This is a genomic window from Arthrobacter monumenti, from assembly GCF_054511255.1.
This window is the reverse complement of the sequence record NZ_JBTNCY010000003.1, coordinates 16804-43383: the sequence shown is the minus strand read 5'-3', so window position 1 is coordinate 43383 and position 26580 is coordinate 16804. Positions and strand designations below refer to the sequence as shown.

General features: G+C 63.7%; 27 protein-coding genes. 12 read left to right on the top strand and 15 right to left on the bottom strand.

Features of this window, described 5'->3' with window-relative positions; genetic code table 11:
• Nucleotides 1-29 precede the first annotated feature (29 nt).
• From ACX80B_RS04920 to ACX80B_RS04905, 4 genes are all read right to left on the bottom strand, one after another.
• Nucleotides 30-533 (bottom strand): DoxX family protein, encoded by a 504-nt coding sequence (locus tag ACX80B_RS04920; protein ID WP_459293679.1) that lies wholly within the window; start codon nt 531-533, stop codon nt 30-32.
• An 11-nt stretch (nt 534-544) separates the two neighbouring features.
• Nucleotides 545-952 carry a four-helix bundle copper-binding protein gene (locus ACX80B_RS04915; RefSeq protein ID WP_459293677.1) on the bottom strand — a complete coding sequence of 136 codons (408 nt, stop codon included), beginning with the start codon at nt 950-952 and terminating at the stop codon, nt 545-547.
• Nucleotides 953-1076: 124 nt separating this feature from the next.
• The gene (locus tag ACX80B_RS04910; protein WP_459293675.1) at nt 1077-1751 is read right to left on the bottom strand and encodes a DUF305 domain-containing protein; all 675 of its coding nucleotides are present in this window, start codon (nt 1749-1751) and stop codon (nt 1077-1079) included.
• 135 nt (nt 1752-1886) lie between these two features.
• A complete protein-coding gene (locus tag ACX80B_RS04905; RefSeq protein WP_459293673.1) occupies nt 1887-4001 on the bottom strand; it encodes a copper-translocating P-type ATPase in 2115 nt (704 codons plus the stop codon).
• Nucleotides 4002-4220: 219 nt separating this feature from the next.
• Here ACX80B_RS04905 and ACX80B_RS04900 point away from each other — a divergent pair, with 219 nt between their 5' ends.
• Nucleotides 4221-4553: an ArsR/SmtB family transcription factor gene (locus ACX80B_RS04900; RefSeq protein ID WP_459293671.1), complete on the top strand. Its 333-nt coding sequence runs from the start codon at nt 4221-4223 to the stop codon at nt 4551-4553.
• Nucleotides 4550-5254, top strand: a complete 705-nt coding sequence (locus tag ACX80B_RS04895) for a cation transporter (protein WP_459293669.1) — start codon at nt 4550-4552, stop codon at nt 5252-5254. Before ACX80B_RS04900 ends, ACX80B_RS04895 begins: the two co-directional genes overlap by 4 nt.
• Nucleotides 5255-5279: 25 nt before the next feature.
• Here ACX80B_RS04895 and ACX80B_RS04890 read toward each other — a convergent pair whose 3' ends face one another.
• Together ACX80B_RS04890 and ACX80B_RS04885 are read right to left on the bottom strand one after the other, a co-directional pair.
• Nucleotides 5280-6158 (bottom strand): phosphotransferase, encoded by an 879-nt coding sequence (locus tag ACX80B_RS04890; protein WP_459293667.1) that lies wholly within the window; start codon nt 6156-6158, stop codon nt 5280-5282.
• Nucleotides 6155-6550 (bottom strand): MerR family transcriptional regulator, encoded by a 396-nt coding sequence (locus tag ACX80B_RS04885; RefSeq protein ID WP_459293665.1) that lies wholly within the window; start codon nt 6548-6550, stop codon nt 6155-6157. The genes ACX80B_RS04890 and ACX80B_RS04885 overlap by 4 nt, the downstream gene beginning before the upstream one ends.
• A 205-nt stretch (nt 6551-6755) precedes the next feature.
• Here ACX80B_RS04885 and ACX80B_RS04880 point away from each other — a divergent pair, with 205 nt between their 5' ends.
• Both ACX80B_RS04880 and ACX80B_RS04875 read left to right on the top strand, forming a co-directional pair.
• Nucleotides 6756-8276 carry a SulP family inorganic anion transporter gene (locus ACX80B_RS04880; RefSeq protein ID WP_459293663.1) on the top strand — a complete coding sequence of 507 codons (1521 nt, stop codon included), beginning with the start codon at nt 6756-6758 and terminating at the stop codon, nt 8274-8276.
• Between the two features lie 58 nt (nt 8277-8334).
• Entirely contained in the window at nt 8335-8748 is a 414-nt protein-coding gene (locus ACX80B_RS04875; protein ID WP_459293661.1) for a VOC family protein, read from the top strand.
• A gap of 16 nt (nt 8749-8764) precedes the next feature.
• Here ACX80B_RS04875 and ACX80B_RS04870 read toward each other — a convergent pair whose 3' ends face one another.
• From ACX80B_RS04870 to arsB, 5 genes are all read right to left on the bottom strand, one after another.
• A complete protein-coding gene (locus ACX80B_RS04870; RefSeq protein WP_459293659.1) occupies nt 8765-9322 on the bottom strand; it encodes a GNAT family N-acetyltransferase in 558 nt (185 codons plus the stop codon).
• A 189-nt stretch (nt 9323-9511) separates the two neighbouring features.
• A complete protein-coding gene (locus ACX80B_RS04865) occupies nt 9512-11005 on the bottom strand; it encodes an FAD-dependent oxidoreductase (protein ID WP_459293657.1) in 1494 nt (497 codons plus the stop codon).
• Nucleotides 10998-12086, bottom strand: a complete 1089-nt coding sequence (gene trxB, locus ACX80B_RS04860; protein ID WP_459293655.1) for a thioredoxin-disulfide reductase — start codon at nt 12084-12086, stop codon at nt 10998-11000. Before trxB ends, ACX80B_RS04865 begins: the two co-directional genes overlap by 8 nt.
• 79 nt (nt 12087-12165) lie before the next feature.
• Complete coding sequence (locus tag ACX80B_RS04855) at nt 12166-12597, bottom strand: arsenate reductase ArsC (RefSeq protein ID WP_459293653.1); 432 nt, start codon at nt 12595-12597, stop codon at nt 12166-12168.
• 1 nt (nt 12598) lies between these two features.
• Complete coding sequence (arsB, locus tag ACX80B_RS04850) at nt 12599-13726, bottom strand: ACR3 family arsenite efflux transporter (RefSeq protein ID WP_459293651.1); 1128 nt, start codon at nt 13724-13726, stop codon at nt 12599-12601.
• Nucleotides 13727-13852: 126 nt separating this feature from the next.
• On the opposite strand from arsB, the gene ACX80B_RS04845 reads away from it, so the two are divergent.
• Together ACX80B_RS04845 and ACX80B_RS04840 are read left to right on the top strand one after the other, a co-directional pair.
• Complete coding sequence (locus ACX80B_RS04845; protein WP_459293649.1) at nt 13853-14203, top strand: ArsR/SmtB family transcription factor; 351 nt, start codon at nt 13853-13855, stop codon at nt 14201-14203.
• 123 nt (nt 14204-14326) lie between these two features.
• Nucleotides 14327-14542, top strand: coding sequence for a hypothetical protein (locus ACX80B_RS04840; RefSeq protein WP_459293648.1), 216 nt, complete (start codon nt 14327-14329; stop codon nt 14540-14542).
• An 8-nt stretch (nt 14543-14550) separates the two neighbouring features.
• Here ACX80B_RS04840 and ACX80B_RS04835 read toward each other — a convergent pair whose 3' ends face one another.
• Nucleotides 14551-15483 (bottom strand): diacylglycerol/lipid kinase family protein, encoded by a 933-nt coding sequence (locus tag ACX80B_RS04835; protein WP_459293646.1) that lies wholly within the window; start codon nt 15481-15483, stop codon nt 14551-14553.
• A 163-nt stretch (nt 15484-15646) separates the two neighbouring features.
• Between ACX80B_RS04835 and ACX80B_RS04830 the strand changes: the two genes are divergently transcribed.
• A complete protein-coding gene (locus ACX80B_RS04830) occupies nt 15647-17137 on the top strand; it encodes a mannitol dehydrogenase family protein (protein ID WP_459293644.1) in 1491 nt (496 codons plus the stop codon).
• Between the two features lie 12 nt (nt 17138-17149).
• Here ACX80B_RS04830 and ACX80B_RS04825 read toward each other — a convergent pair whose 3' ends face one another.
• Nucleotides 17150-18847 (bottom strand): ATP-binding protein, encoded by a 1698-nt coding sequence (locus ACX80B_RS04825; protein WP_459293642.1) that lies wholly within the window; start codon nt 18845-18847, stop codon nt 17150-17152.
• A gap of 117 nt (nt 18848-18964) precedes the next feature.
• Here ACX80B_RS04825 and ACX80B_RS04820 point away from each other — a divergent pair, with 117 nt between their 5' ends.
• From ACX80B_RS04820 to ACX80B_RS04810, 3 genes are read left to right on the top strand one after another with little or no spacing between them, the layout of a single operon-like run.
• Entirely contained in the window at nt 18965-19336 is a 372-nt protein-coding gene (locus ACX80B_RS04820) for a DUF7793 family protein (RefSeq protein WP_459293640.1), read from the top strand.
• A 1-nt stretch (nt 19337) separates the two neighbouring features.
• Nucleotides 19338-20888 (top strand): putative bifunctional diguanylate cyclase/phosphodiesterase, encoded by a 1551-nt coding sequence (locus ACX80B_RS04815; RefSeq protein ID WP_459293638.1) that lies wholly within the window; start codon nt 19338-19340, stop codon nt 20886-20888.
• A gap of 41 nt (nt 20889-20929) precedes the next feature.
• A complete protein-coding gene (locus tag ACX80B_RS04810) occupies nt 20930-21736 on the top strand; it encodes a class I SAM-dependent methyltransferase (protein ID WP_459293636.1) in 807 nt (268 codons plus the stop codon).
• Here ACX80B_RS04810 and xylB read toward each other — a convergent pair.
• Both xylB and ACX80B_RS04800 read right to left on the bottom strand, forming a co-directional pair.
• Nucleotides 21724-23172 carry a xylulokinase gene (gene xylB / locus ACX80B_RS04805; RefSeq protein WP_459293634.1) on the bottom strand — a complete coding sequence of 483 codons (1449 nt, stop codon included), beginning with the start codon at nt 23170-23172 and terminating at the stop codon, nt 21724-21726. The two genes, ACX80B_RS04810 and xylB, sit on opposite strands and share 13 nt — an antisense overlap.
• Nucleotides 23169-24119 carry a sugar-binding transcriptional regulator gene (locus ACX80B_RS04800; protein WP_459293632.1) on the bottom strand — a complete coding sequence of 317 codons (951 nt, stop codon included), beginning with the start codon at nt 24117-24119 and terminating at the stop codon, nt 23169-23171. Before ACX80B_RS04800 ends, xylB begins: the two co-directional genes overlap by 4 nt.
• A 108-nt stretch (nt 24120-24227) precedes the next feature.
• On the opposite strand from ACX80B_RS04800, the gene ACX80B_RS04795 reads away from it, so the two are divergent.
• Nucleotides 24228-25643, top strand: a complete 1416-nt coding sequence (locus ACX80B_RS04795; RefSeq protein ID WP_459293630.1) for an ABC transporter substrate-binding protein — start codon at nt 24228-24230, stop codon at nt 25641-25643.
• Complete coding sequence (locus tag ACX80B_RS04790) at nt 25643-26578, top strand: carbohydrate ABC transporter permease (protein WP_459293628.1); 936 nt, start codon at nt 25643-25645, stop codon at nt 26576-26578. Before ACX80B_RS04795 ends, ACX80B_RS04790 begins: the two co-directional genes overlap by 1 nt.
• Nucleotides 26579-26580 lie beyond the last annotated feature (2 nt).

Below are 26580 nucleotides of genomic sequence, written 5' to 3'. Positions count from 1 at the left end.
CCGGCAAGTGGTTCAGCGCCCTTAACGGTTCAGTGGGTGGGCGGTAACTTGATCACTGCAGGTTCACCGGGACGATGGCGGAAGTCCTCAATGTAAGGCAACACCACGAATACTGTGGCGGCAATGAACACCAGCTGCACCACAGAGCGTGGCAGCAGCGCCGCAGCCGGACCGTCGTCGAACGTAATATCTGCGACGGCGGCATAAACATTCGCCGGAAATATCGCCACCAGCAGGCAGCCGAGTCCCGCCGCTGCCCAAGGCGCCGTCCGGTGGTAGAGCAGGCCGGCCGCCCCGAGCAGTTCCAGAATGCCGGTCAATGTCACCAGCAGTTCCGGGAAGGGGAGCACCGGAGGCACCATCGCGACGAAATCTTCACGCAATTCACCAAAGTGCGATACTCCGGTCACAGCGAACATTGCCGCCAGCCCGCCGCGGACGCTAACATGCCAGGACTGCAGCCGTTTCACGCCGAAGAAACCCAGCAGGCGCAACAAAAGGGTAACGCCAATCAAAATCAGCAGCGGTATCATCAGGGTTCCTTTTATCCCAGCGAGGAAATCAGCTTGTCACAAGCCTTTTCACAGCGGCGGCACTGTTCGGCGCAGAATTTGCAGTGGCCCTGCTTCCCGCTGTGCTGCTCGCATTCGTCGGCGCAAGCCTTGCAGGCCGTGCGGCATGCCTCCAGGACGGCAAGCGTTATGTTGGCGTCATAGCCGGTATGCCGCGACAGCACCTTCCCGGTGGCCAGGCAGATGTCCGAGCAATCCAGATTCGTGCGGATGCACTTCGCCATCTCAGCGACCATGTCTTCACTGAGGCAGGCGTCGGCGCAAGCGGTGCAGGTCTGGGCACATTCAAAACAGGCGGCAATGCAGTTGGTCAGCTTCTTCCGGTTGATGTCGCCGAGGTCCTTTGGATAAGCATCCAGCATCTCTTTTACGTGGGTCACGACTGTTACTCCCGTCCCTGATAGGAAAGAGGCGGCACGGCGAACTGCCAGCCGTCACAGTTCCACAGTAGGCTTATCAGTTTTCAGATTCCAGCCCTTATTCAGTTTGCGGAGCGAGACCCGGTTAGAGGGTTTCGAGCAACTGCTGCATCTTCCCGATCTCAGCCTTCTGGGCGGAAACGATGTCCTCCGCAAGTTCCACCGCCGCCGGGTTCGACCCCTGCTGGATTTCCTGTTTGGCCATCGCGATGGCGCCCTTGTGGTGCTCGATCATCTGCTTCAGGAACAGCCGTTCCGCCTCGGTCCCCTGGACGGCTTCGAGTTCCTCGAGCTGCTCTGCCGAGAGCATGCCTTCCATGGCCTTGCCGTCCCCGCCCATATCGTGGCCCATGCCGTGGCCGCCGACCGGAACCGGTTCGTCCCAAGCTTTCAGCCAATTGGACATCCGCTGGATCTCCGGCCCCTGGGCAGCCTTGATCTGTCCGGCCAGCTCGCGGATTTCCGGGCTTATGCTCTCCTTTTCCAGTATCATTCCGCTCATCATGACTGCCTGCTCATGATGGGGAATCATCATGGTGGCGAACATGGCGTCGGCTGCGTTGTGTTGTTCGCCATCCAGCTGATCCTGCGCCGATTGTTCGTGCCCGGAGTGTGGGCTGGCCATCGCCGAGGAGCTTGCAGAGCTGCTGCTTCCGGAAGTGCCGTGCTCCATGCCGGACATGTCGTCCGAAGGTGAGCCACAGCCAGCCAGCGCGACGACGATGGTGGCAGCGGCAAGGGTAAGGGGAATGCGTTTCATGAGTGATTGTCCTTTAATAATGGTTTTCGTTCACTGCCGGTCCAGAGATGCATGCCAACGATGCCGGTCATCAGGGCCAGCATCGTCAGCAGCAAGGGAGCTGAGCGGAACCACGCCGGTATCAACGTCCGGAACTTAGCCATTCAACACCTTTTCGGGATCCAGCTGGAGCCTGCGCAACAGCTGTGCGTTGAAGGCGACGACGACGGTGGAGGCCGACATCAGGATCGCACCTGCGGCGGGCGAGAGGACAAAACCGGCGAAGGCCAGCACGCCGGCGGCAAGCGGTACGGCGACAATGTTGTAGCCGGTGGCCCAGACGAGATTTTGCCACATCTTCCGGTAGCTCGCCCGGGACAGTTCCACCATGGACAGCACAGCCCGCGGGTCGTTACCCGCCAGGACCACGCCGGCGGATTCCATCGCTACGTCGGTGCCGGCGCCGATCGCGATACCGACTTCGGCACGCGCGAGTGCGGGGGAGTCGTTCACGCCGTCTCCAACCATGGCGACCTTGAGTCCGCGCTTCTGCAGCTCGGTGACTTTCGCGTCCTTGTCTTTGGGCAGCACCTCGGCGAAGACCTCGTCAATGTTGAGTTTCCGCGCCACTGTGTCCGCCACCTGCTGGGCATCGCCGGTGATCATGGCAACCTTGATGCCCCGCTCCTGCAGCGCCTGGACGGCTTGGCGGGATTCCTCCCGGACCTCGTCCTCCAGGGCGACGGCGCCAATAATCTGGCCGCCGCGGATCACGTGCAGATTGGCGGCGCCCCGGTCCTTCCAGCCGGAGGTGGTTCCGGCCAGTTCGGCCGGCTCCCTAATTTCCAACTCCTTCAGCAGCGCCGGGCCACCGACGGCGATGGTCTCACCGTCCACGTGCGCCTGGACTCCCTTGCCCGTGATGGAGGAGAAGTCCGTGGCCTTATAGGTCTGCTTGCCGGCGGCCCGCACAATCGCCCGCGCCACGGGGTGCTCGCTGTCGGATTCAGCCGCCGCCGCAAGTGCCAGCAGCTCCTCCTCGCTGACGCCGCTCGCCGCGACTTCCGTGACGGCCGGTTCGCCCTTGGTCAGGGTCCCGGTCTTGTCGAAGAGCACGACGTCAATGCGGCGCATCCGCTCCAGCGCGATCCGGTTCTTGATCAGTACGCCAGCCTTCGCGGCCCGCTCGGTGGAGATCGCAATCACCAGCGGAATCGCCAGCCCGAGGGCGTGAGGACAGGCGATGACCAGCACCGTCACGGTACGGATGACGGCGTCGTCAGGGCTGCCGAGCAGGCTCCAGGCGATGAAGGTGATGACACCGGCGATGGCTGCAAAGTAGAAGAGGAACGCCGCCGCCCTGTCCGCCAGGGCCTGCGCCCGCGAGGACGAGGACTGCGCTTCGGCGACGAGGCGCTGGATCCCGGCCAGTGCCGTGTCTTCGCCGATGGCGGTGACCCTGACCCGCAGGGTGTTGTCGGTGGCGACGGTTCCGGCCACTACCGTATCGCCTACGGTGCGGGGAACAGCTTTGGATTCTCCGGTGATCATTGATTCGTCGACGTCGGCACGGCCGTCAACGACCTCACCGTCCGCCGGCAGCCGGGCACCCGGGCGGACAAGTACGACGTCGTCAATCGCCAGATCGCTGATTTTGACAGTTTCCGTACCGTCATCGGTGACCCGGTCCGCCTCATCCGGGAGCAGCTCCGCCAGTGCATTGAGTGCGCCTTGTGCGGAACCGAGGGCGCGCATTTCTATCCAGTGCCCCAGCAGCATGATCGCCACCAGCAGGGCCAGCTCCCACCAGAAATCCAGATCGAATCCGCCGATGCCGAGGCTTGTCACCAGGGAGGCAATAAATGCCACGGTGATTGCCATCGAGATCAGCAGCATCATGCCCGGCTGGCGGCGTTTCAGCTCGCTGATGCCGCCGGACAGGAATGGCTGGCCGCCGTAGAAGAAGATGACGGAGCCGAGGACGGGTGGAATCCAAGTGGATCCCGGAAACTCCGGAGGCATGTACCCAAGCAGGTGGGCAAACATTGGGCTGAAGAAAACGACCGGAATGGACAGCGCGAACGTTATCCAGAACCGCTCGCGGAACTGGGCCGCGTGATCGCCATGCCCGCCGTGTCCACCATGGGAACCGTGGTCTCCATGGCCACTGTGGCTCGAATGCTCCATTCCGTGGCCTGAATGTTGACCGTGGGCGGCCGTGTCCTCGTGCTCAGCGAGGTTGGCGCCGGAAGTTCTGCTGTGGCTTTCCATGATTGGCTCCTGGAAGGATGGAAAACGAATATTGGAAGCGGTCCTGTTGGACCGGTGATGACCTTCGAGGCGTATGGGGCTTTGTGCCCGGGACGCTGACTTCCGGTGGCTATGGGTCGAACCTATACCCCCCGGGGGTATACTGTCAAGTCTCAACCTGGGCTGGCTTGGAACGGGATGGGGTGGGAACAGTACATCGAAACGTGTACGGTTGGTGGTATGCCGTTGGTGATGAATGCTTCCGTGTTGGCCCGCTTCGGCTATGCCCTTTCGGACGAGACCAGGGCGAAGATCATGCTTGAGCTGGCCGGCGGGCCGGCATACCCGTCCGAACTGGCAAGCGCGCTTGGTGTCTCACGGCAAAGCGTGTCGAATCACCTGGCCTGTCTGCGCGGTTGCGGGCTCGTGGTGGCCGTGCCGGAAGGGCGGCGCACCCAGTACGAGCTGGCTGATCAGAAGTTGGGCCACGCAATTCATGACCTGCTCGGCGTCGTACTGTCGGTTGACCCGGCCTGCTGTGCTGCTGATGTTGCCGAGGAGTGCTGTTCATGACTTCTACTGCCAACCCGACGACGACGATAGGTGGCCGCCGCTCGGTGCTGGCCCGCCGGATTCGAATCTTTGTCGCGCTGACTATCAGCTACAACGTGATCGAAGCGGTGGTGGCGCTATGGGCGGGAGCGGCAGCGTCGTCGTCGGCCCTGATTGGCTTTGGCCTCGATTCGGTGATCGAGGTTTCCTCCGCGGCGGCCGTGGCCTGGCAGTTCGCCGGTCCCGACCCGGAAGCGCGCGAGAAGGTCACTCTGCGGATCATCGCGTTCTCGTTCTTCGGACTGGCGGCGTTCGTCAGTTTCAATGCCGTGATGTCGCTGCTGACCGGGCGGCAGGCCGAACACTCCACCGCAGGGTTGGTCATTGCCGGGCTCAGCCTGGTGATCATGCCGACCCTGTCCTGGCTGCAGCGCCGGGCCGGCCGGGAACTAGGGTCGGTATCCGCCGTCGCGGACTCCAAACAGACGTTGCTGTGTGCCTACTTGTCGGGCGTCTTGCTCGCCGGCCTGCTGCTCAACAGTCTGTTCGGGTGGTCCTGGGCGGATCCAATTGCCGCACTGGTTATTGCCGGAATCGCGGTGAAAGAAGGCATCAACGCCTGGAAGGGCGACGCCTGCTGCGCGATGCCCGCCTCCGTCGTCACCGGTTCAGCGGACGAGCAGGACGACTGCTGTGGCCCGGACTGCGACTGCTGCCACTAGCGTCCTTCCAGCCGCGAGCGGCCGCTTAGTCGAGCAGGGCTGCGCGAATCTCATTGGCCCGTCGGAGCAGCCACTCCCGGCGCCGAAGGATGACGTCGCCAACGCCTTCGTCCCACATTCTGGCCCAGCCGCCTCCGGCATGGATGGCGTTGAATTCCATTCGCTTCCACGTCAGGCTGGCGCGGTTGGCACCAAACTCCGGGAGCCGGCGTCGTTCATCTGCTGTCCAACCATAGGCGTCGGCAAAGACCCGCAACCGTTCCAGCTGGTCGACGCCGGCCCACGCCCTGGGCAAATCCGACGGATCCTTCAGCTTCACCCAGTGCATCGCCGTGTTGAACGAATCGATGTACCGCGTTGAAGGGCCGGCGAGATCGAAATCTATCAGCCCGGCGGCCTGCCCGTGCCTGACGACGACGTTCTCGGGCGTGACATCCAGATGGGTGACGAGCTCGAACGGGTCCTGCTGCACGGGCCGGGGCAGAAATGGCTCGCCGGAGGGGTCGTAACCGGCCGATGCCTCATGCAGCGACCGGAGCAGCCGGCCGACGGAAGCGAGCAGTTCCGGGGACAGCGCCCACGGTTCGGGCTCCTTGGCAGGCACTGCTCCTTCGATGAAGGTTAGGACGTCCCGACCGGCCATGTCACGGCCAAGGAAGCGCGGGCTGGCGGCAAAACCGGCATCGTCAAGATGGTCGAGATAAGCGGCAACGGCGAACGACGACGGCTGGTGCGGACGGCGGACCGTGGCACCGACGCGCACCACGCCTTCGGTGACATCGCCGGCTGGAAGGATGATTTCGGCCTGGGCGGGTCCATCCTCAGGTAGGGCATAGCGGCGCTCGCGGACAGGGGCGCGGGTGCTCTCCCGACGCGGTTGACGGGCGCGGGCGCGTTCGGTCATGACGAGGATTTGTCGCTGAGCAGGTCCAGGAATTCGTCGGCGCGTTCCAGGTTGAGTACCAGTTTTTCACGCTGCTGACGGGCGGCGTCGATATAGCCGTTTAGTTGCTCCTGCAGATCCGCGCGTTCCACCTCGCCGGGAGCTTCCGCCAGCCCGTCGATCACGTCCAGCAGCCGGCCCATTTCCTCGAGCGAGAAGCCAAGCGGTTTCATCCGCCGGATCACCATTAACCGTTCCAGGTCTGCTGCCGAGTAAACCCGGAAGCCGCCTTCGGTACGGGAGGCTGGAAGCAGTCCGACGTCGTCGTAATGGCGAATGGTGCGCAGGGACAGGCCGGTGCGCTCGGCCAGCTCGCCAATATGCATACTGGACCCGCTCGACTCTGCACTCATGCTGCTCCGGCTCAATTCCTTGCTCAATTTCACGGCAACCCTAACGTCACGGTAGAGTTGACGCGTTGGGCGGCGGTGACGCATCCCGCCACCAGCCCCTCAGCTTACGTCCCTGGACGATTCCGGCGCACAGCAGCGTCTTCCCCTATCCCCATACGGTCCTTCCCCGGAAGACCAGCGCCTGAACAATTCCGAACGGAGCCCCATGGCCACCGCCACCACCGAGAAGCATGCTCCCAGTCCCGAGGAACAAGGTTCCGTCCTGCATGCGCTCAAATCTCCGCGCCGGCTGAAGACGGAGGTGCTGGGTGGACTCGTCGTCGCGATGGCACTCATTCCCGAAGCGATCGCGTTCTCCATCATCGCCGGCGTTGATCCGCGGGTCGGGTTGTTCGCTTCCTTCACGATGGCGGTCACCATCTCGTTCCTCGGCGGGCGTCCGGCGATGATCTCCGCGGCCACGGGCGCCGTCGCGCTCGTGATTGCACCGCTGGTGGCCAGCCATGGCCTGGATTACCTGGTCGCCGCGATCATTTTGGCGGGGATCATTCAGGTCCTCTTTGGCGTGCTGGGCGTGGCCAAACTGATGCGCTTCGTGCCGCGTTCGGTGATGGTCGGTTTCGTGAACGCGCTGGCGATCCTGATTTTCATGGCGCAGGTTCCGGAGTTGATCGACGTTCCCTGGGCCGTTTACCCCTTGGTTGGCCTGGGTCTGCTCATCATCTTCCTGTTGCCGCGCATCACTAAAGTGGTTCCTGCGCCGCTGGTGGCAATCATTATTATCACCGCCATCACCGTTACTGCGGCGATCACCGTGCCGACCGTCGGCGACAAGGGAAAGCTGCCGGACAGCCTGCCTGAACTGTTTTTCCCGGACGTGCCGTTCACGCTGGAAACCTTGCAGATTGTCGGCCCGTACGCGCTCGCAGTGGCGCTGGTCGGCTTGCTCGAATCCCTGTTGACGGCAAAACTGGTCGACGACATTACCGACACCGGTTCCAACAAGAGCCGCGAGTCCTGGGGCCAGGGCGGCGCGAACATCGTCACCGGTTTCTTTGGCGGCATGGGCGGCTGCGCGATGATCGGCCAGACCATGATCAACGTCAAAGCCTCCGGAGCCCGCACCCGCATTTCCACCTTCCTCGCGGGTGTTTTCCTGCTCATTCTGGTGGTCTCGCTCGGCGACTTGGTGGCGATCATCCCGATGGCGGCGCTCGTCGCGGTGATGATCTTCGTTTCCTGGGCCACGTTCGACTGGCACAGCATCCGGCCGTCGACCCTCAAGCGGATGCCCAAGTCCGAAACGGCGGTCATGGTGAGCACCGTCGTCGTGGTTGTTGCCACGCATAACCTGGCGATCGGCGTCGGCGTCGGCGTACTGGTGGCCATGGTGGCCTTCGCCCGCCGGGTCGCGCACTTCGTCACCGTGGAGCGCAGCGTCAAGACCGACGACGACGGCGAGGTCGCCACCTACCTCGTCGACGGAGAGCTGTTCTTCGCCTCCAGCAACGACCTGTACACACAGTTCCGGTATGCCGAGGATCCCGGGCGGGTGGTCATCGACATGCACGCCTCGCACCTCTGGGACGCCTCCACCATCGCGGCTCTCGATGCGGTGACCGAGAAGTACCATCGGCACGGCAAGGACGTGAAGGTCATTGGACTGAACGAGGCCAGCACTGCGATGCGCGAACGGCTCGGCGGGAAGCTTGGCGCCTCACACTGACGCCGAAGCGGCGAAGCACCTCTACCCAAGTCCGCGCCGTTGTGGCACGATTGCGAGCATGCCGATAGCAACCAGCGGGTACGCTCACGTTCGTCTAACCGTCACCGACATCGAACGGTCACGTGCCTTTTACGAGGACGTCTTTGGGTGGCCCGTGGCGATCGAAATGCCCGCGGATGCGGACGACGCCACGCGCGAGCAGCTCTCGTTCCTCTTCGGAGGCGTGCTGTACCAAGTCGGCGACTCGCTGTTCGGGCTGCGGCCGATAGGAGACGACGCTTTCAACGAAGACCGGGTTGGGCTCGACCACCTCAGCTTCGCTGTCGACAGCAAGGAAGAGTTGGACAGTGCTGCGAAGCTGCTGGACGAGCGCGGTATCGGCCACGAGGACGTGAAGGACATCGGAGCGGCCTACATCCTTGAGTTCCGCGATCCGGACAATATTGCCTTGGAGCTTTTCGCGGCGAAGTAGTAGCACTTCGTTCCCGCTACAACCGGGCGTCGGTGGAGAGCATTGCCATCAGCACCTCGTCGTGCCACTGCCCGTCCCAGAGCAAAGCGTCGCGGGCAATTCCTTCACGGACGAACCCGACCTTCTCGTAGACACGCTGTGCCCGGGGATTGAAGGAATAAACGCCAAGGCTCAACCGGTGCAGTCCGACGACGTCGAACGCGTATGCGACCGCCGCCCGGGTTGCTTCGGTTCCGTATCCTTGCCCCCGCCCACCGTCTCCCGCCAGGCCGATCCGGAAATTCATTGACCGGTTGTCGTCGTCCAAGTCGTTGAGTACAACCTCGCCGATGTGGGCGCCATCGCCTGTCCGGATCACCGCCCAGTCGGCGCGCTCACCGCTGCCCGGCAGACCGGCGAGGAACTTACGCACCGCGTCTTCGGTGAAGTCCCGATGCGTGCCAGTCAGCCGCCTGCCTTCCTCGTCCTGAAGGTACTGCCGCGTACTGTCGAAGTGTTGCGGCCCGAGCTGCTCCAGCCGCAACCGGCCGGTGTGGAGGACGGCCTGTTCTGCAAGGGCTGATGTATTGAGCATCCGCTCATTCTGCACCGGCCCTGTGCCGCCGGCAACCTGGCCGTTGGAGGGGCCCCTCGGAGTTTGCGGCCGAGAACGGTGCTTAGCGGCCAGAACGGCGTTGGTCAGCACCGGTTTCGACGCGCAGAACCGTTCTCGTTCCTGGGCAGGATCGGTTTCGACGTCCGGAACCGTTATCGTTCGCTGTGGCTACGGGGTGTCTCCCGAGCGGCCATGTTCTGTTCCCGTCGCGAAGCCTACGGCGACCGGCTCAGGCCCCAAGGCCCCTGCAGTTCCGCAGCACGCAGCGCCGGCAGCGGCTTCCACTGCCTCCGACTGCTCCGGCACAGAGGTGGAGCAGACGCCTGTTTGCGGCAGGTCGAGCTCCACCCGTTCCGCGGCCGCCAGGTCTCCGGCCAACGCAGCCGCGACCGAGCGGACCTGCTCGTAACCGGTTGCCAGCAGGAAGGTGGGCGCCCGCCCGTAGCTCTTCATGCCGACAATGTAGAAGTCCTTCTCGGGATGGGCCAGCGCCCGGGCTCCATGCGCGGGTACGGTTCCGCAACTGTGGAATTCGGGGTCGATCAGCGGGCCGAGTTCTCGCGGCGCCTCCACCGCCGGATCGAGTTCAAGCCGCAGTTCGGAGAGCAGGCCAAGGTCGGGCCGGAATCCGGTGGTGGGTACGACGACGTCGACAGTCATCTCCCGCGGTCCGTCCGGCGTCCGCCCCTGCACCGTCAAGCCGGTGGAAGTATCGGGTGCGGAGGCACGGGCGGCAGGGGCGAATCCGGTAATGGTGAACGAGGTCGTTAGGTCGATCCTGCCGTCGTCGACCATCCTGCGCAGCCGGGCGCCGAGCATGCCGCGGGCGGGCAGTTGGTCAAGAGGCCCGCCGCCGTAAAGCCGCTGCACCGAGGCGCCGCGGACCGCCCAGCTGATCCGCGTGTCCGGGTCTCCACGCTGAACCTCGGTGAGCGCGAGCAGTGTGTTGGCGGCGGAGTGGCCCGAGCCAACCACCAGGACGTGCTTGCCGGCAAAGCGTTCGCGGTCCCGGCCGGTGACGTCGGGCAGCGGTCCGGTGATCGCCGGAACTGAGTGGGCTATGGATGGCAGCGTGCTGGTGCCGGTGTTCATCGATTCTGCGAGATGCTGCGGATCAAGAATTCCGCGTGCCTCCGCTTCGCCTGGGGCCGGCAGACCCGCCTGGCCCAGCGGAGCCGGCTGGTGCCAGGTGCCGGAGGCATCGAGAACCGCCCGTGCAAGGTGATCAGTGATGGACCCGTCTTCGGACTCGACCCGGACCAGGAAGGGTCGGAGATCCCGGTCTTTCGAATGGCTCTTGTCCATCCCCTCCCGACTCACGGCGACGACCCGCGATCCGGTGCGCAGCGCCGTCGAAATTGCCGGCACTGCCGCCAGCGGCTCAAGATAGCGCTCCACCAGTTCGCGTCCGTAGGGCAGCGCGGTCGGGCGCGGTTCTTTCCAGCCGGTCGGCTCCAGCAGGCGGCGGGCGGCGGCGTCGATGTTGTACCGCCAGGGCGAGAAGAGCCGGATGTGGCCCCACTCGGACACGGCGGCGCCTGCGGACGGACCGGATTCGAAGATCAGCGGCTGCAGCCCTTGTTCCAGCAGGTGGGCGGCCGCGGCCAGGCCCACCGGCCCGGCACCAATTACGACGACGGGTAGTTCAGATTTTTCACGCATGGGACTCTTCCTCCACAACAGCGGTGGCGATGCTGGCTGCATCGTCGAGTGCGGCGAGATACCGCTCGGCATCCAGGGCGGCTGAGCAGCCGGTTCCCGCGGCGGTGATGGCCTGCCGGTAGCGGTGGTCCACCGCGTCGCCGCAGGCGAAGACGCCGGTCAGGTTCGTGACGGTGGTGGGGGAGTCGACCTTGATGTAGCCGTCGTCGTCGAGGTCCACCTGGCCCTTGACGAGTTCTGTGCGCGGCAAGTGGCCGATCGCGACGAATACTCCAGTGGCGGCTTGTTCGCGGGTTTCGCCGGTCATCGTGTCCCGCAGCGTCACGCCGGTGACCTTCCCGTCGCCGTGGATGGCCGTGACGGCGCTGTTCCAGGCGAAGCGGATCTTATCGTTGTCGTGCGCCCGCTGAGCCATGATCTTCGACGCACGCAGGTCCCCGCGCCGGACGACGACGGTGACGGACCGGGCGAACCGGGTCAGGAAGGTGGCTTCCTCCATGGCGGAATCGCCTCCGCCGACCACGATGATGTCCTGTTCACGGAAGAAAAAGCCGTCGCAGGTGGCGCACCAGGAGATGCCGTGGCCGGACAGTTTCTGTTCCTCGGGCAGACCGAGCTCCTTGTAAGCGGAGCCGGTGGCGAGGATGACGGCCGTGGCCTCGTAGGTTTTGCCGCCGCCGGTGACCACCCGCTTGGTGTTCCCCTTCAGTATCGCGCTCACGGCGTCGTCGTACTTCACGACTGCGCCAAACCGCTGGGCCTGCTCCAACAGGTCGTCCATTAGCTGCGGTCCCTGGATGCCGGACGGAAAGCCCGGATAATTCTCCACCTCGGTGGTATTCATCAGGGCGCCGCCGGCGGTGACGGAACCGGCCAGGACCAGCGGTTCGAGTCCCGCGCGGGCAGCGTAGATCGCGGCGGTGTAGCCGGCGGGGCCGGAGCCGATGATGATAAGCGACCGGCGTGCCGCTTCGCCGTCCGGACCTTCGCCGTCCGGACCTTCGCCGTCCGGACCGGAATCGCTGGATCCGTCACCGCCGTCCTTGCCGAGCTGGTCGAAATTGTCTGGCAGTTCAATCATGTCTGTCTCCTGGAGGAGTGCCGATTGGGTTTGGGCTGGCCGGGCGTCGCTGGGGCCTTCGGGGCAGTTCTACGCCGACTTATCCGGCGTCGGGATGCAGGGCCGGGAACAGTTCGATCATCAGGTTCTGCACGCGCCCCTTGATCTCATCGCGGATCGGCCGGACGGCCTCGAGGCCTTGGCCCGCCGGGTCGTCGAGCTTCCAGTCGTAGTATTTCTTGCCCGGAAAGTACGGACACTCGTCGCCACAACCCATGGTGATGACGACGTCGGACTCCTGCACCGTCTCCGCCGTCAGGACTTTGGGCTGTTCGGCGGAGAGGTCCATGCCAACCTCGTTCATCGCCTCCACGACGGCGGGATTCACCGCGTCGGCAGGCGCGGTTCCGGCGGAACGGACCTCGACCTGCCCGGCGGACATGTGCGCGAGATAGGCCGCGGCCATCTGCGAGCGGCCGGCGTTGTGGACGCAAACGAACAGGACGCTGGGCTTGCCGGCGGTATCGGACATTTCAGGCTCCTTTGGAGGGTGTCGAGGCATATGCACGCGTTCCGGCCGCTGACGGCTCGGGAAAGAATTTGCGCCGTGCCCATAAGGCTACGTAGACGAGCGCGACCAGTACAGGGACTTCGATCAATGGCCCGACGACGCCGGCAAGTGCTTGGCCGGATGTCACCCCGTAGGTGCCAATGGCGACGGCGATGGCCAGCTCGAAATTGTTGCCCGCAGCGGTGAAGGCGAGCGTGGTGGTTTTGGCATAACCGAGCCGGAGCAGCTTGCCGAGGACCATCCCGGCGCCGAAAACGACGACGAAGTAGACCAGCAGCGGCACGGCGATCCGGGCGACGTCGAGCGGGTTGGCCAGGATTTCCTGTCCCTGCAATGCGAACAGGATCACGATCGTGAACAGAAGGCCGTAGAGCGCCCAAGGGCCAAGCTTCGGCAGGAATTTGTCTTCGTACCAGGTCCTGTCCTTGGTGCGCTCGCCGATGGTGCGGGTCAAGAAACCGGCGAGCAGCGGAATGCCGAGGAAGACGAGCACGCTGATGGTGATGGCCCAGAAGGAGAAGTCGGCGCTGGTGGTGGGCAGGCCGAGCCAGGAGGGGAGCAGCTGCAGGTAGAACCAGCCGAGTGCCCCGAACGCGAGCACCTGGAAGACGGAGTTGATGAACACCAGCACGGCGGCGGCTTCGCGGTCACCGCAGGCCAAATCATTCCAGATCAGCACCATGGCGATGCAGCGGGCGAGGCCGACGATGATCAATCCAGTGCGGTATTCCGGCAGGTCGGGGACGAAGATCCAGGCCAGTGCGAACATGAACGCAGGGGCGGCCAGCCAGTTGAGCACCAGCGAGCTGACCATCAGTTTCCGGTCGCGGATAACGTGGCTGGTCTCGTTGTAGCGGACCTTCGCCAGCACCGGGTACATCATCACCAGCAGGCCAACGGCAATAGGGAGCGATATCGAGCCGATCTTCACCGCATTCAGCGCGTCATTCATCCCCGGAACGAAACGGCCGAGCACTATCCCGGCGGCCATGGCGGCAATGATCCAGACTGGCAGGAAGCGGTCCAACGTGGAAAGTTTCCCGACGACGGCTTCCTCCTGCCGGCTGACGGTTGCTGTCGAGGTGCTCACTCGGCTCCTTCATTTTCTCTTGTTCCGGGAGGAACTGCCTAGGTGGTTCCTCCATCGAAGTCTATCGATGAAGCGAGTATGCTCGGACACATCGACGGATGTCAATGTGATGTGCATAATGGAACCATGAACACCGCAACCACCGTCGACGCCGGGACACAGCGCGATTCCTGCTGCACCCCGGTGGGAGGCGTGGCCATGAGCGAGCAGCGGGCCAACGCCGTCGCGCATCAGCTCAAGGCGATTGCCGATCCGACCCGCCTCAGGCTGATCTCGCTGATTTCCTCCAGCGAAAACTCCGAGGCCTGTGTCTGCGACCTGACGGAGCCCGTTGGCCTAGGCCAGCCGACCGTTTCGCACCACCTGAAGATCCTGGTCGACGCTGGCCTCCTCAGCAGGGAGAAGCGTGGAATCTGGTCTTACTACTCGCTGGTCCCCGGTGCGCTGGAGTCTCTCGCTGGCGTCATCACGCCCTGATTGGATCCTGCCTCTAGCAATTCTGCTCATAGGCTGCTGTCCAGCACGCCGAAGGTCTTGTTTCGAAGCACGCGGCGTGTCTACCGTGGGTGGACAGGCCAACGATCCGAGGAGACTGAACTCATGGAAATCAATCCCATCGAGACGTGGTGGCCCCGGGTGTCGACCCCGGCCAAGGAGTGGCTGCGTGAGAATCTGCGCAGCGCCGTTCTGCCCGATCACGTCGTCAAGGCGATCAGGGATGCGGGCGGCCCCTCAGCACAGCAGCAGGATAGTTCAGATCTGCTCGGCATCGGGGACTGGCAGTTCATCGAGACTCAGTCCGAGTTCGTCGACTGAGCGGCCGGTCAACTTGGAACGATGACCTGCCAGGCGTCGCAATGGATTTCCCACCGCCGGTAACTGAACGGGCCGTGCAGTTCGCCGTCGTTGCTTGCCATGAATGTCTCGTCGCCGGCTCCCTCCACTTCAACCACTTGCCCGCAGCCGGTGCTGACATCGGACCGTGAGGCATGGTTCCCGCTCTTGAGCCCCAGCGCATAAGCAACCCGGGCGATTGCACCTACAGATTCCCAGACGACGACGTCGATGAGGCCGTCGTGCGGATCGGCGTCGGGTATCAGCCGGGCGCCGCCGCCGACGGTGCCGCCCAGGCCCATCGCGGCCATCAAAACGGGAGTCGAATCATCGTGGATCTGCTGCCCATCGACCCGCACAGTCAACCGCCAACCGCTTTCGCTAAAACCAGCGGCAACTGCCCCGAGCGGATAGCCCAGCTTGCCGAGTTTGATCTTCTTCAGGGTTTTCTTGACCGATGCCCCGCGCGCCGCCGCGGCAGCGCCGATGCCGACATGCACTGCATTAACGGCCACGTCGCCGTCATCGCTGACCAGCAATTCCATCCCGCGGCCGTGCCCCGATATCACGGTTCTGGCTGCCTGCGCCGGATCGAGGGGGATTCCGAGCGAGCCCGCCAGATCGTTTCCGGTGCCGAGAGGAATCAGGCCAACCGGTCCAGTCTCTTTGAGCTTTCCGCTCCGGTAAAGGCACTGCACGGCGGCGTGGATGGACCCGTCTCCACCGAGCAACACTAAGCGTCGCCCGTTCAGCCCATGCAGCGATTCCGCCAACTCGTCCAGATTACGGGTGGCGGCCAGTTCAAGCTCACTGCCTGCCTCCTTGGCGGCAGCGCGCAAGACGGTCAGCGCAGCGTTGACGCCCCGCTCGTGCGCGGTCCCGGCGGCGGCGTTCACCACCACCAGCAGATCCGACTCTGACATGCGTCCTCCGACAGTTACAGAAAGAACGCCCTGATGGAGCGTCCTGATGGAATAACTTTAGTCCGCGCCGCTGGGTATCCGCTCTGTAATTTTTGCTCACATGAGACGCGCGTCACGCTCATATGATAAATTCAGGTAACCGTGTCTCTCAAAGGAGAAATCGATGCAGACTCCCATCCAGCTAAACACGCAGGCGCTGCCCGGGCTTCCGGACAACCTGGCCACCCCCGGCTATGACCGTTCCGCGCTGAGCGTCGGCATTGTCCATTTCGGTGTCGGCGGCTTCCACCGCGCGCATCAGGCGATGTTCCTGGACCGGTTGATGAACGAGGGCAAGGCGCTGGACTGGGCGATCTGCGGCGTTGGTGTCCTCCCCGGGGACAAACGGATGCGCGACGTTCTGCAGGACCAGGATTGCCTGTATACCCTCGTCACCAAGCATGCCGATGGAGCGCGTGAAGGGCGGGTCATCGGTTCGATGGCGGAGTACCTTTACGCGCCTGAGGACCCCGAAGCGGTGATCGAGAAAATGGCGTCCGAGCAGGTCCGCATCGTCTCCCTGACGGTCACGGAAGGCGGCTACAACTTCCATCACGTGACAGGAGAGTTCGACGCCGAAAACCCGGATGTGGTGGCCGATTTACAGCCGGATGCCAGCCCGAGGACCACCTTCGGTCTCGTCACCGAAGCCCTGTCCCGCCGTCGTTCCCGTGGTTTGAAGCCGTTCACCGTGATGTCCTGCGACAACATCCAGGGCAACGGCGAGGTTGCGCACAAAATGTTCACCGCCTTCGCCCGGCTTAAGGACGCCGGACTGGGGGAGTGGGTCGAGCAGAACGTGCCGTTCCCGAACTCCATGGTCGACCGGATTACGCCCGTCACGACCGACGACGACCGGTCGGCCATTGCCGAAGAATTCGGCGTCGCGGACGGCTGGCCCGTGGTCAGCGAACCGTTTGTCCAGTGGGTTCTGGAGGACAAGTTCAGCCTCGGCCGTCCACCTTTCGAAGACGTGGGGGTGCAGATTGTCGACGACGTCGAGCCGTACGAGCTGATGAAGCTGCGGTTGCTCAATGCGAGCCACCAGGGCCTGTGCTATTTCGGCTATTTGGCCGGCTACCGCTATGCGCACGAGGTGTGCCAGGACCAGCTGTTCGCCCGTTTCCTGCTGGAGTACATGACCCATGAGGGCCAGCCGACGCTCGCACCAGTGCCCGGGATCGACCTCGAGGACTACAAGCAGACCCTGATCGAGCGGTTCTCGAATCCCCATATCCGCGACACACTGGCCCGTCTTTGCGCCGAGAGTTCGGACCGGATCCCTAAATGGCTGGTCCCGGTGATCCGGATCAATTTGGACAACGACGGCGACATCTCCCGTTCCGCGGGCATCGTCGCCAGCTGGGCGAGGTACGCCGAGGGTGTGGACGAGTCCGGTGAGCTAATCGAGGTGGTCGACCGGCTGAAGGAACCCCTGATGGCCGCGGCAGCCAAGCAGCGCCAGGACCCGTTGGCTTTTTTGGCGAACAGGGAAGTTTTCGGCGATCTGGTCGACAACGAGCGCTTCGTCGCCGCCTACACGGAAGCACTGTCCAACCTGCACGCGCGTGGCTCAAGGTCCGCCGTCGAAGCGCTGGTGTCCGACGCTGGGTGAATCCGTGTAAGGTTACGGTCCTTCGGGCAGCCCGGTTTCGGGCAGCCGGACCGTCATCGTGGTTCCCTCTCCTTCGACGGACTGGACTCTCAATTCGCCACTGTGCTGCTCCACGACGCCCTTGACGATCGATAGTCCAAGTCCCGTGCCGGGAACGGCCGCGGCGGTGGCGTTTGAAGCACGGTAGAATCTGGTGAAAAGCCGGGGAATCTCGTCGGCTGGAATCCCCATTCCGGTGTCCTGCACCTGGACGACGACGCTGGCCGGCGTTTCGTCGACCGGCCCGATGCACTCGGCCGATACGTCCACCTTCCCCGTTGCCGGCGTGAACTTCACGGCGTTGGAAACAATGTTCGTAAAGGCCTGTTCAAGCTGGTGGACGTCTCCAAGAACCAACAGCGCCGTTTGGGGCCGCTCATAGTTCAGCTGCACATCCTGCGATACGGCGAGCGGAGACAGCGCCGTCATCACCATCTCCAGCAGGTCACCGACGTCGACCGGGGCGATGGTCTGGATACTGCCGGAGTCCATCCGGGACAGGGTCAGCATGTCCTCGACGAGGCTGCGCAACCGGACGGTGTTCCGTTCGACAATCTCCAGCATCCGCCCGGCGCCATCGGGAACCTCCCCGCCGGCGCCTTCCTGAACCATCTCGAGATAACCCGTGATGGAGGTCAGTGGTGTCCGCAGCTCGTGATTGACCGTGGCCACAAAGTCGTTCTTGGCCCGGTCCAGCTCTTTCAGCCTCTCCACCACTTCCTGCTGGCCGGTGATCAACTGGCCCTGAATCAGGCCGTGCGCCAGGTTTCCCAGAACGTGCTGCGTCAGCGAAAGTTCCGCCTGGGTCCAATTCCGGTCCTCGTCAGCGGAGACCAGGCAAATCAGGCCGAAGGCCATGTCGTTTTCCCCGATCGGGGCGACGACAGACGCACCCGGTCCCAGCTTTGCCGCCCAGTTGGCCAGGTCTTCCCGGCCCTTCGCCGGGGTACGCCCGGACCGGGGGCCAAGCTCGAGCACGGTTGAGTCTTCCCACAGCTCTTTGGCAAGCGGCCGGGCCTGCTCTTCATGTTCGGAGAAGGACGGTGGAATGAGCTCCACCCCCTCGCGGGCCCATTGCCTGGTGATTTTGGGGACGCGTTCATCCTGGAAGGTCGTCAGCAGGACCCGTTGCGCACCGAAGGCCTGCCCCAAACCGTCCACCAGGTGCGCGGCCATCTCTTCAGGCTTGTGGGTGCTGCGGATGGCGGCGGACACCTGACGCATCTGCTCCCGCAATTGCGTGGCCCTGGTCCGCCTGCGGATCTGCCGTTCATTGTGCGTGATGACGACGTCGGCACGATGGACAAGTTCCTCGGCCTTGACCGGTTTCAACACGTAGTCGGATATTGACAGGACCAGTCCGTCGTCGATGCTGAGCTGATCAACACTCGAAACCGTGATAATCACCGGGATGCGTCGTATCCCGCCATGCTGGTGCAGTTTCCGCAGGACGTGGGCCCAGTTACCTTCGGCGACGGCAATGTCGACGACGGCAAGGTCAAACGGATGCTCTTGGGCTTCGGCCAGGGCGCGCTGGCTGTTGTCGGCGCTGGTCACGGCGAAACCGGCCTCGCTCAGATAATGGGCCGTCTGGTTCCGTTCTTCGGGATCGCCAATAGCGAGCAGGGCGGTGCGTTGGAGACGGTCTGCTGCGTTCCGCGCTGAACTCACCGTTGCTCCCTTTCTGGCTGGCACCTGGCGCCGGACGGATTCCCGCGGCGGGTCCCATTCGTACCTTCGTCGCCCTCTACGGAGTCTATACGCGAGGGCACGTTCTATGCTGGGATAATGACGGATCCGCGAGTAACCGGAATCGATGCAACACTCGGCCTGGGCCAGGACGGGATCCTGCGATTGCGCTGGGCCAGGGGAATTGCGATCACGGAGGAAGCCGCACAGACGGCGATGGATAAGGTCAATGAGCTGTGTGCCGGAACGCGGCGGCCGATGCTGGTCGATATGGCCACCACGGCCTCTGTCAGCCGCGGCGCCCGTGCCGTGTTCGGGAAGCCGTGCTCGGCGTCGAAAATTGCCCTCCTCGGTGCTTCTCCCGTGGACCGCGTGATCGCCAACTTCGTCCTGGGCATCAGCCACCTTCCCTGTCCCACCAGGTTTTTCACCTCCGAATCGGAGGCAATCCAATGGTTGAGCGGCGATTAGCATGGAGCAGTTTGTCAGCGACCCGCGGCTGGACAAGCTGGTCGACGGCATTGTGCGGCTCTCCTCCGGCGACCTGACGGCCCGGCTGGAAATTTCGCCGGCACGCGACTCTATCGACGCCGTGATCAGCGGCGTCAACCTGCTCGCCGAAGAACTGAACGTGATGTATCAGGATCTGGAGAAACGCGTTGAGGAACGCACCGCCATGCTGCGCGAGGCCCAGGTGGAACTGCAGCGGATGGCGATGACTGACAACCTCACCGGTCTGGCCAACAGGGCGCTGCTCAGCGAGCGGATGAGCCGTGAGGTCCAGGCGGCCGTTGACAGCGGAAAGCCTCCCGCCCTTATATTCCTGGATCTGGACACGTTCAAAGACGTGAACGACAGCCTCGGCCATGCTGCCGGCGACCGGGTCCTGGTGGAAGTCGCGCGCAGGCTCAAGGGTGTGGTCCGGACGACTGACACGGTGGCAAGGCTTGGCGGTGACGAGTTTGCCCTTCTGCTCCCGGAAACCGATGAGGCGCAGGCCAGAGCGGTGGCGGAGCGGACACTGGAAGCGCTTCGTCCCGCCATCATCGTGGCGGGTACCCGGATCTGGACGATGGCCAGCATCGGCGTAAGGTGCGGGGAGGACGGCCACAACGCCGAGACGTTGATGCAAGACGCCGATGCAGCCATGTATGCCGCCAAAAGCGGCGGCAAGGGGATCGTCAGGGTATTCGACCCCTCCATCCTTGACGCGGCGCGGCAACGGTCCAGGCTGACCTCTGAATTGCGGCACGGCATTGAGGCGCACCAACTGCTGGTCCACTATCAGCCGGTCGTCGGGCTTGGGAGCGGAAAAATCACCGGCGCGGAGGCGCTGGTCCGGTGGCAACATCCCGAGCGCGGTCTCCTCTATCCTGACGATTTCGTCAGCGTAGCCGAAGAGACCGGCCTGATCGCAGAGCTGGGGCAATGGATGATCCAGACGGCGGTTCACCAGCTCGCAGCCTGGAAGGACATGCTCTCCGGAAGGCCTTTCGCGCTACGGGTAAACCTGTCCGCAATGGAAATGCGTGAACCAGACCTGGCTGGCTTCATTGCGGCAGCGCTCGCGGCGTCCGATGTGCCGCCGTCGAAACTCATTGTGGAAATAACCGAAACGGTTCTGATGACCGGTGATGTCGTCAGCTCCGAAAACCTTCGTCAGCTCAACCGGCTGGGGGTGGGCGTCGAGATCGACGATTTTGGCACCGGCTATTCGTCGATCAGCTACCTCCGCGAGCTCCCGGCGGACACCGTCAAGATGGACCGGTCACTGATCGCCGAGATAGCCAACGACCCGGAACAGAAAATTTTCGTGGCGGCGGTATTGCAATTGATAAGTGCCGCCGGACTGACAGCTGTGGCGGAGGGAATCGAAACCGCCGGGCAGGCGGACCAGTTGCGCCGGCTTGACTGCCTCTATGGCCAGGGCCGGTATTTCAGCCCGCCTGTCACGGCCGACGCGATGACAGGTATGCTCAGCAGCCGCGGCTACTTGCGCACGCCGGGTACAGGAAACGACTAGTGGGTGGACCTGCAGGGCCCCCGGACGTCTATATTGGACGAGTGTCGTCTCTGATCAACAAACTGCTTCTCCTTCCTCGCGTTCTGCGGCTTTCCGCCAAGGTGCCGAAGGACCCCCATATTGCCTGGAACCAGTACTGGGCGGGCGTGGAAGCCACCGGTCCCGGCGGCGACGTGCTGTGGGACGCCGGAGACGAACGCGAGCTGAACGGCTATCTGGAACGACTGCGGCATCACCTGGATCCCGCACTGCCCATTATTGACGTCGGCTGTGGCCACGGGAGTTTCACCCGGTCCCTTGCGCGGTATTTTCCGCAGGCCGTCGGTGTCGACGTGGCCGCCCACGCCGTCGAACGTGCTGGAAATGAATCGGCAGGGGTGTCGAACGTGACCTACCGGGTGCTGGACTGTACGGCCGACGGCTCCGGTGCGGCCCTGAGGGCAGAATTCGGCGAGGCCAACGTCTTTGTCCGTGGTGTTTTCCATGTGCTGGACCGGCGGGCCCGGGCGGCGCTGGCAGCCAACCTGCATCCCGTCGTCGGCGGGCGGGGACGGGTGTTCCTTGCGGAGACGGATTTTCAGGGCAATGGGTTGCAGTACATGGCTCATTTGGGCGCCGTGCCAGGGAAAATACCGGCACCGCTGGAGCGGGCGATCGCGAATCTGCCCCGGCCGGGCCACTTTGGCAGGCCGGAACGGGAGTCAGCCTTCGACGCCGGCGACTGGGCGTTGTGTGAAGACGGCGCGACGTCGATTCAAACCGTGCCGATGACACCGGACGGCAGGGCGGAAGCAATTCCGGGCTACTTCGCCGTCCTGGGCGCCCGCAGCCCGGCTCAGACTCCGTAAACCTGCTGCCGGGCCTCGACATAGCGGGCGCGTACGTCCAGCGCCCAGTCACCGGAACCACCGGAACCACCGGAAGCGCCGGAAGCGCCGGGCCTGCCGGAACCGCTGGGTTCGAAGGACGAGTCGATCTTCCGCGTCCACTGCGGAAATTCGCCCGTGGCCGCCCAGGCCGCCTGGCGGGCAGCTCCGAGCGCAACGTATTCGCCGGCAACCGGAACTTCCACCGGAACGCCCAACATCGCCGCCGCGGCCTGCTGCAGCGCCCGCGATTTCGATCCGCCTCCGATCAACAACACTTTACGGACCGGAACTCCGTGGGCGGTCAGCAGGTCCAGGGCGTCGGCCAACGAGTTCAGCACCCCCAGCACACTCGCCCGGGCGAGGTTCTCCGGCGTCATGTTCGCCCGCCTCAGTCCGGTCAGAGTTCCATGGGCGTCCGGCAGGTTTGGCGTGCGCTCGCCGTCAAGGTACGGCAGCAGCGTCAGTCCGTCGGCATCGGGGTCTGCAGCCAACGCCAATTCATCCAGCCGCGGGAGTCCGACGTCGAGCATTCCGGCGGCCGCCGACAGCACCCGGGCGGAATTAATCATGGCCAGCAGGGGCAGGTGTTTTCCGGTTGCGTCGGCGAAGCCTGCCACGGCGCCGCTCGAGTCGCTGACCGGCTCCGAAGCCGAGGCGAACACCGTGCCTGAGGTTCCGACGGAAATGACCACCTCGCCGGGAACGATGCCCAGTCCCAGTGCCGCGCCTGCATTATCCCCGGTGCCCGCTCCCACGATGCCGTTCCCGCCGGACCACTGGGGCAGCAGGTTCCCACCGGCGTCGGACGATCCAATCACCTGTGGAAGCTCCGGAACGCTGCCGAAATACCTCTCCAGCAGTTCCGGCCGGTACTCGTTGGCGACGGCGGAGAAGTAGGCGGTGCCGGAAGCGTCACTCCGGTCGGTGAAAAAGCGGCCGGTCAACTGGTGGTTCAGCCAGTCGTGCGGCAGCACCACGCGTTCGACTTTCGCCGCCAGTTCCGGCCGGTTCCGCGCCAGCCAGGCGAGCTTGGTGAGGGTGAAGGACGCGACGGGGAGGACATTCACCGCGTCGATCCAGGTGCCATTACCCAGATCGGCGCGCATCTCGGCCGCCTCGGTGGCGCTGCGGGTGTCGTTCCAGAGCAGCGCGTCATGCACCGGTTCGTTGTCGGCGTCCAAGGCCACCATCCCGTGCTGCTGGGCGGATACGCTCGCTCCCACAAGGTTTTCGGTTTGCGCTGCTCCTGCCTGGCTCCAGGCCTGGGTCAGCGCGCCGGTCCAGAGGCGTGGATCGATCGAGGTGCCATCCGGGTGCGGTGCCGTGCCCGAACTTTGGATCTCCCCGGTTTCCATATCGACGGCGAGGACTTTGCAGGACTGGGTTGAGGAATCGATTCCGACGACGGTGTTCATAGGTCTGCTTCCTTCGTGAGAGCGGCGGAAAGGGCGGATACCAGCGGCTCATCGGCGATCAGCGTGGTGATGATGTTTGCTTTGCAGGCGGCGATGACGGCCGCGGCGCGTTCGGAGCCGGGAGCGACGGCGATGATCTCCGGCGTGGCGCGCAGCTGTTCCACCGTGACGGCAATAATCCTTTCGTCCATCGCCGTCAGAACGGCTTGGCCGTCCGCGTCGATCAGCCTGCCCGAGCATTCTGCAACTGCGCCGGCGGCGGTTCCCTCTCTCCGGTCGTTGTTGCCCACTCGTTCCCAGACGGTCGAATGGTTCGGTGCCCAGGCGCCGATCGCGATGACGGCCAGGTCCAGCGTGTCCGCTTTTTCCAACGCATGCGCAATTTCAGGCTGCCGGCGCAACCCCGCCGCCGTGGCGGCGTCGTCGACCACCAACGGAGCGAACAGCGGCCAGGTATTTCCACCGGAGAGGCCACCGAGCCGGTGAATCACCTCGAAGGAATGCCCGCTGCCGGACATGGGGAGGGCGCCTGCAAGCTGGACGATGTCGCACTTGGGGAGTTTTGTGACGAACCGGGCGGTCGTGGCGAGGGTCCGGGACCAGGAGATCCCGACTGTCATGCCGGCCCTTGCGCTTTCCGACAGTTCCGCGGCCGCAGCCTGGGCCATCACTTCCCGGTTCCGCGCGGAATCCGCCGAGCCGGCTGTCATGATGAGCCGGGTGAGGCCGAGTTCTTTTTTGATCAACTCCGTATCAGCAGGCGCGGCCGTTCCCGGCGTGCTGACTTCGATCTTGACGATGCCGACCTCGCGCGCTTCCTCCAGCAGCCGGGCGACGTGGAACCGGGAGATTCCGTAGGTGTTGGCAATTTCCACCTTGGACTTGCCGTCCAGGAAATGCTCCCGGCCGATTTTGGCCAGAAACTGCTCATGGGTCTGTTCCGGCACTTTTTCATCCACTCCTGACAACGGGTGAGCGTTTGCTCTTGCTCAAACGAGCCTATATGACTAGAGTCACATAACAAATGAGCAAGCATGCAATTCTCAACTGAGCAGATGACAAGGACAGCAATGTTCCGACACAAGAATGAAGTTGCCCCGGAGACCCCGCGGCGGCGCGGACGACGCCGGACCTTCTTCGCCGGCCTGATAGCCGCATCGCTGGCGCTGACTGGCTGTGCCGGAGCGGGCGCGATTGGTGCCGGTGAGGGCAAAACCCAGATCGTGGTCGCGATCGTATCGAACCCACAGATGCAGGACGCCATTGCCCTGCAGGACAAGTTCCGGGCCGAGCATCCCAATATCGACGTTCAGTTCGTTTCGCTGCCGGAAAATGAAGCCCGGGCGAAGATCACCGCGTCCGTTGCGACCGGCGGCGGGGAGTTCGACGTCGTCATGATTTCCAATTACGAAACTCCCATGTGGGCCGAAAACGGCTGGATCACCAACCTGCAGGAGTACGCGGAAACAACCGAGGGCTACGATCCGGACGATATTCTGCCGAACATCCGCAAATCGCTCAGCTACGAGGACGACCTCTACTCGGTGCCGTTCTATGGCGAATCCTCGTTCGTGGCCTACCGGGAGGATCTGTTCAAGAAGGCCGGCGTGACCATGCCGGAGGACCCGACCTGGAACGATATCCAGCGCCTGGCGAAGAATCTGCACGATCCGCAAAACGGCGTGGCCGGGATCTGCCTCCGTGGTCTGGCCGGCTGGGGCGAGAACCTGGCGCCATTGAATACCGTCATCAATACCTACGGCGGCCGCTGGTTCGACATGGACTGGAACGCAACCCTCGATTCCCCACAGGTTAAAGCCGCCGTCACGGATTATGTGAGCCTGGTTCGGAACTACGGCCAGCCGGGCGCAGCCACCAGCGGATTCGGCGACTGCCTCACCCGGTACAGCCAGGGCAATGCCGCCATGTGGTATGACGCGACGTCGATGGTTTCCAGCGTCGAAGACCCCGCCTCGTCGCTCGTTTCCGACAAGACGGCCTACGCCGCATCACCGGTGAACAAGACCGAGGCGGCCGGATGGCTCTACAGCTGGTCACTGGCCATCCCCAAGACCAGCGAGCACAAGGACGCCGCATGGGAATTCATGTCCTGGATGACCAGCAAGGACTACATCAAGCTGGTCGGCAACGAATTCGGCTGGGAACGCGTACCACCCGGAAGCCGCCAGTCCACCTACGAGATCCCCGGCTACGAAAAGGTTTCCGAGGCCTATGCGGAGCCGACTCTCTCGGCCATCGCCGGTGCCTCTCAGCAGACATCGATGACGAAACCCGTCCCTTACACCGGACTGCAGTTCGTCGGGATACCGGAATTCCAGGACTTGGGAACCCGCGTGGCACAGCAAATATCCGCAGCGATTGCGGGACAGAAAACCGTCGAAGAGGCGCTGGAACAATCCCAGCGGTATGCCGAAACGGTGGCTGAAACCTACCAGGCAGGAGAAAACTGATGGCCACCCTCGTAGAGCGGCACAACGTCAAACAGCAGCAGCTCCGCACGCACCGTGAGCAGAGCAAGGCAGAGGGCTGGCGCCGTCGGGCACCATTGCTGCCAGCGGTGATCTTCGTCGTCGTCGTCACCCAGATCCCGTTCCTGGTCACCCTCTGGTACTCGCTGCGCTCCTGGAACCTGCTGCGGCCTGACGGCAACATCTTCGTCGGACTCGGCAACTACGCCGACATCTTTACCGACTCAACGTTCCGCGGCGCGGCTCTGAACAGCGTCATCATCACGGTGGGCTGCGTGCTGGCCGCCATGGTGCTGGGTATCGTGTTCGCGCTGCTGCTGGACAGGAAATTCCGCGGACAGGGCTTCATCCGCACCCTCATGATCACACCGTTCTTGATCATGCCGGTGGCCGGGGCGATGCTGTGGGCGGTCTCGATGCTCGATCCCAGCTACGGCTTGGTGAACTGGTTCATCGGCCTCTTCGGCATTCCAGCCGTGGCCTGGACGTCAACCTTCCCGGTGTTCTCGATCCTGATCGCCCTCGTCTGGCAGTGGACGCCCTTCATGATGCTGCTGGTGCTGGCCGGTCTGCAGGCACAGCCCAAGGACGTGCTCGAGGCAGCCCAGATGGACGGTGCCAGCTGGTGGCAGACCTTCACTTCCGTGACCTTGCCCCAACTGCGCCGCTACATCGAACTCGGCCTGCTGCTCGGTGCGATCTACGTGGTCAATACGTTCGACCACATCTACCTGATGACCGCAGGCGGGCCCGGCACGGCCAGCGCCAACCTTCCCTTTTACATCTACCAGCGGGCGTTCCTCGGCTTCGACATTGGCCAGGCGGCAGCCATGGGCGTCGTCGTCGTGATCGGAACCATCATCATCGCCGTCTTCGCGCTGCGGCTCCTCTTCCGCAGCTTCGACATAAAGGACTAAGC

Bases quoted from the DNA above. Each gene is read 5' to 3' on its own strand.
- ACX80B_RS04920 (WP_459293679.1), bottom strand. From the start codon at position 533: ATGATACCGCTGCTGATTTTGATTGGCGTTACCCTTTTGTTGCGCCTG.
- ACX80B_RS04910 (WP_459293675.1), bottom strand. From the start codon at position 1,751: ATGAAACGCATTCCCCTTACCCTTGCCGCTGCCACCATCGTCGTCGCG.
- ACX80B_RS04905 (WP_459293673.1), bottom strand. From the start codon at position 4,001: ATGGAAAGCCACAGCAGAACTTCCGGCGCCAACCTCGCTGAGCACGAG.
- ACX80B_RS04900 (WP_459293671.1), top strand. From the start codon at position 4,221: ATGCCGTTGGTGATGAATGCTTCCGTGTTGGCCCGCTTCGGCTATGCC.
- ACX80B_RS04895 (WP_459293669.1), top strand. From the start codon at position 4,550: ATGACTTCTACTGCCAACCCGACGACGACGATAGGTGGCCGCCGCTCG.
- ACX80B_RS04890 (WP_459293667.1), bottom strand. From the start codon at position 6,158: ATGACCGAACGCGCCCGCGCCCGTCAACCGCGTCGGGAGAGCACCCGC.
- ACX80B_RS04885 (WP_459293665.1), bottom strand. From the start codon at position 6,550: ATGAGTGCAGAGTCGAGCGGGTCCAGTATGCATATTGGCGAGCTGGCC.
- ACX80B_RS04880 (WP_459293663.1), top strand. From the start codon at position 6,756: ATGGCCACCGCCACCACCGAGAAGCATGCTCCCAGTCCCGAGGAACAA.
- ACX80B_RS04875 (WP_459293661.1), top strand. From the start codon at position 8,335: ATGCCGATAGCAACCAGCGGGTACGCTCACGTTCGTCTAACCGTCACC.
- ACX80B_RS04870 (WP_459293659.1), bottom strand. From the start codon at position 9,322: ATGCTCAATACATCAGCCCTTGCAGAACAGGCCGTCCTCCACACCGGC.
- ACX80B_RS04865 (WP_459293657.1), bottom strand. From the start codon at position 11,005: ATGCGTGAAAAATCTGAACTACCCGTCGTCGTAATTGGTGCCGGGCCG.
- trxB (WP_459293655.1), bottom strand. From the start codon at position 12,086: ATGATTGAACTGCCAGACAATTTCGACCAGCTCGGCAAGGACGGCGGT.
- ACX80B_RS04855 (WP_459293653.1), bottom strand. From the start codon at position 12,597: ATGTCCGATACCGCCGGCAAGCCCAGCGTCCTGTTCGTTTGCGTCCAC.
- ACX80B_RS04845 (WP_459293649.1), top strand. From the start codon at position 13,853: ATGAACACCGCAACCACCGTCGACGCCGGGACACAGCGCGATTCCTGC.
- ACX80B_RS04840 (WP_459293648.1), top strand. From the start codon at position 14,327: ATGGAAATCAATCCCATCGAGACGTGGTGGCCCCGGGTGTCGACCCCG.
- ACX80B_RS04835 (WP_459293646.1), bottom strand. From the start codon at position 15,483: ATGTCAGAGTCGGATCTGCTGGTGGTGGTGAACGCCGCCGCCGGGACC.
- ACX80B_RS04830 (WP_459293644.1), top strand. From the start codon at position 15,647: ATGCAGACTCCCATCCAGCTAAACACGCAGGCGCTGCCCGGGCTTCCG.
- ACX80B_RS04820 (WP_459293640.1), top strand. From the start codon at position 18,965: ATGACGGATCCGCGAGTAACCGGAATCGATGCAACACTCGGCCTGGGC.
- ACX80B_RS04815 (WP_459293638.1), top strand. From the start codon at position 19,338: ATGGAGCAGTTTGTCAGCGACCCGCGGCTGGACAAGCTGGTCGACGGC.
- xylB (WP_459293634.1), bottom strand. From the start codon at position 23,172: ATGAACACCGTCGTCGGAATCGATTCCTCAACCCAGTCCTGCAAAGTC.
- ACX80B_RS04795 (WP_459293630.1), top strand. From the start codon at position 24,228: ATGACAAGGACAGCAATGTTCCGACACAAGAATGAAGTTGCCCCGGAG.
- ACX80B_RS04790 (WP_459293628.1), top strand. From the start codon at position 25,643: ATGGCCACCCTCGTAGAGCGGCACAACGTCAAACAGCAGCAGCTCCGC.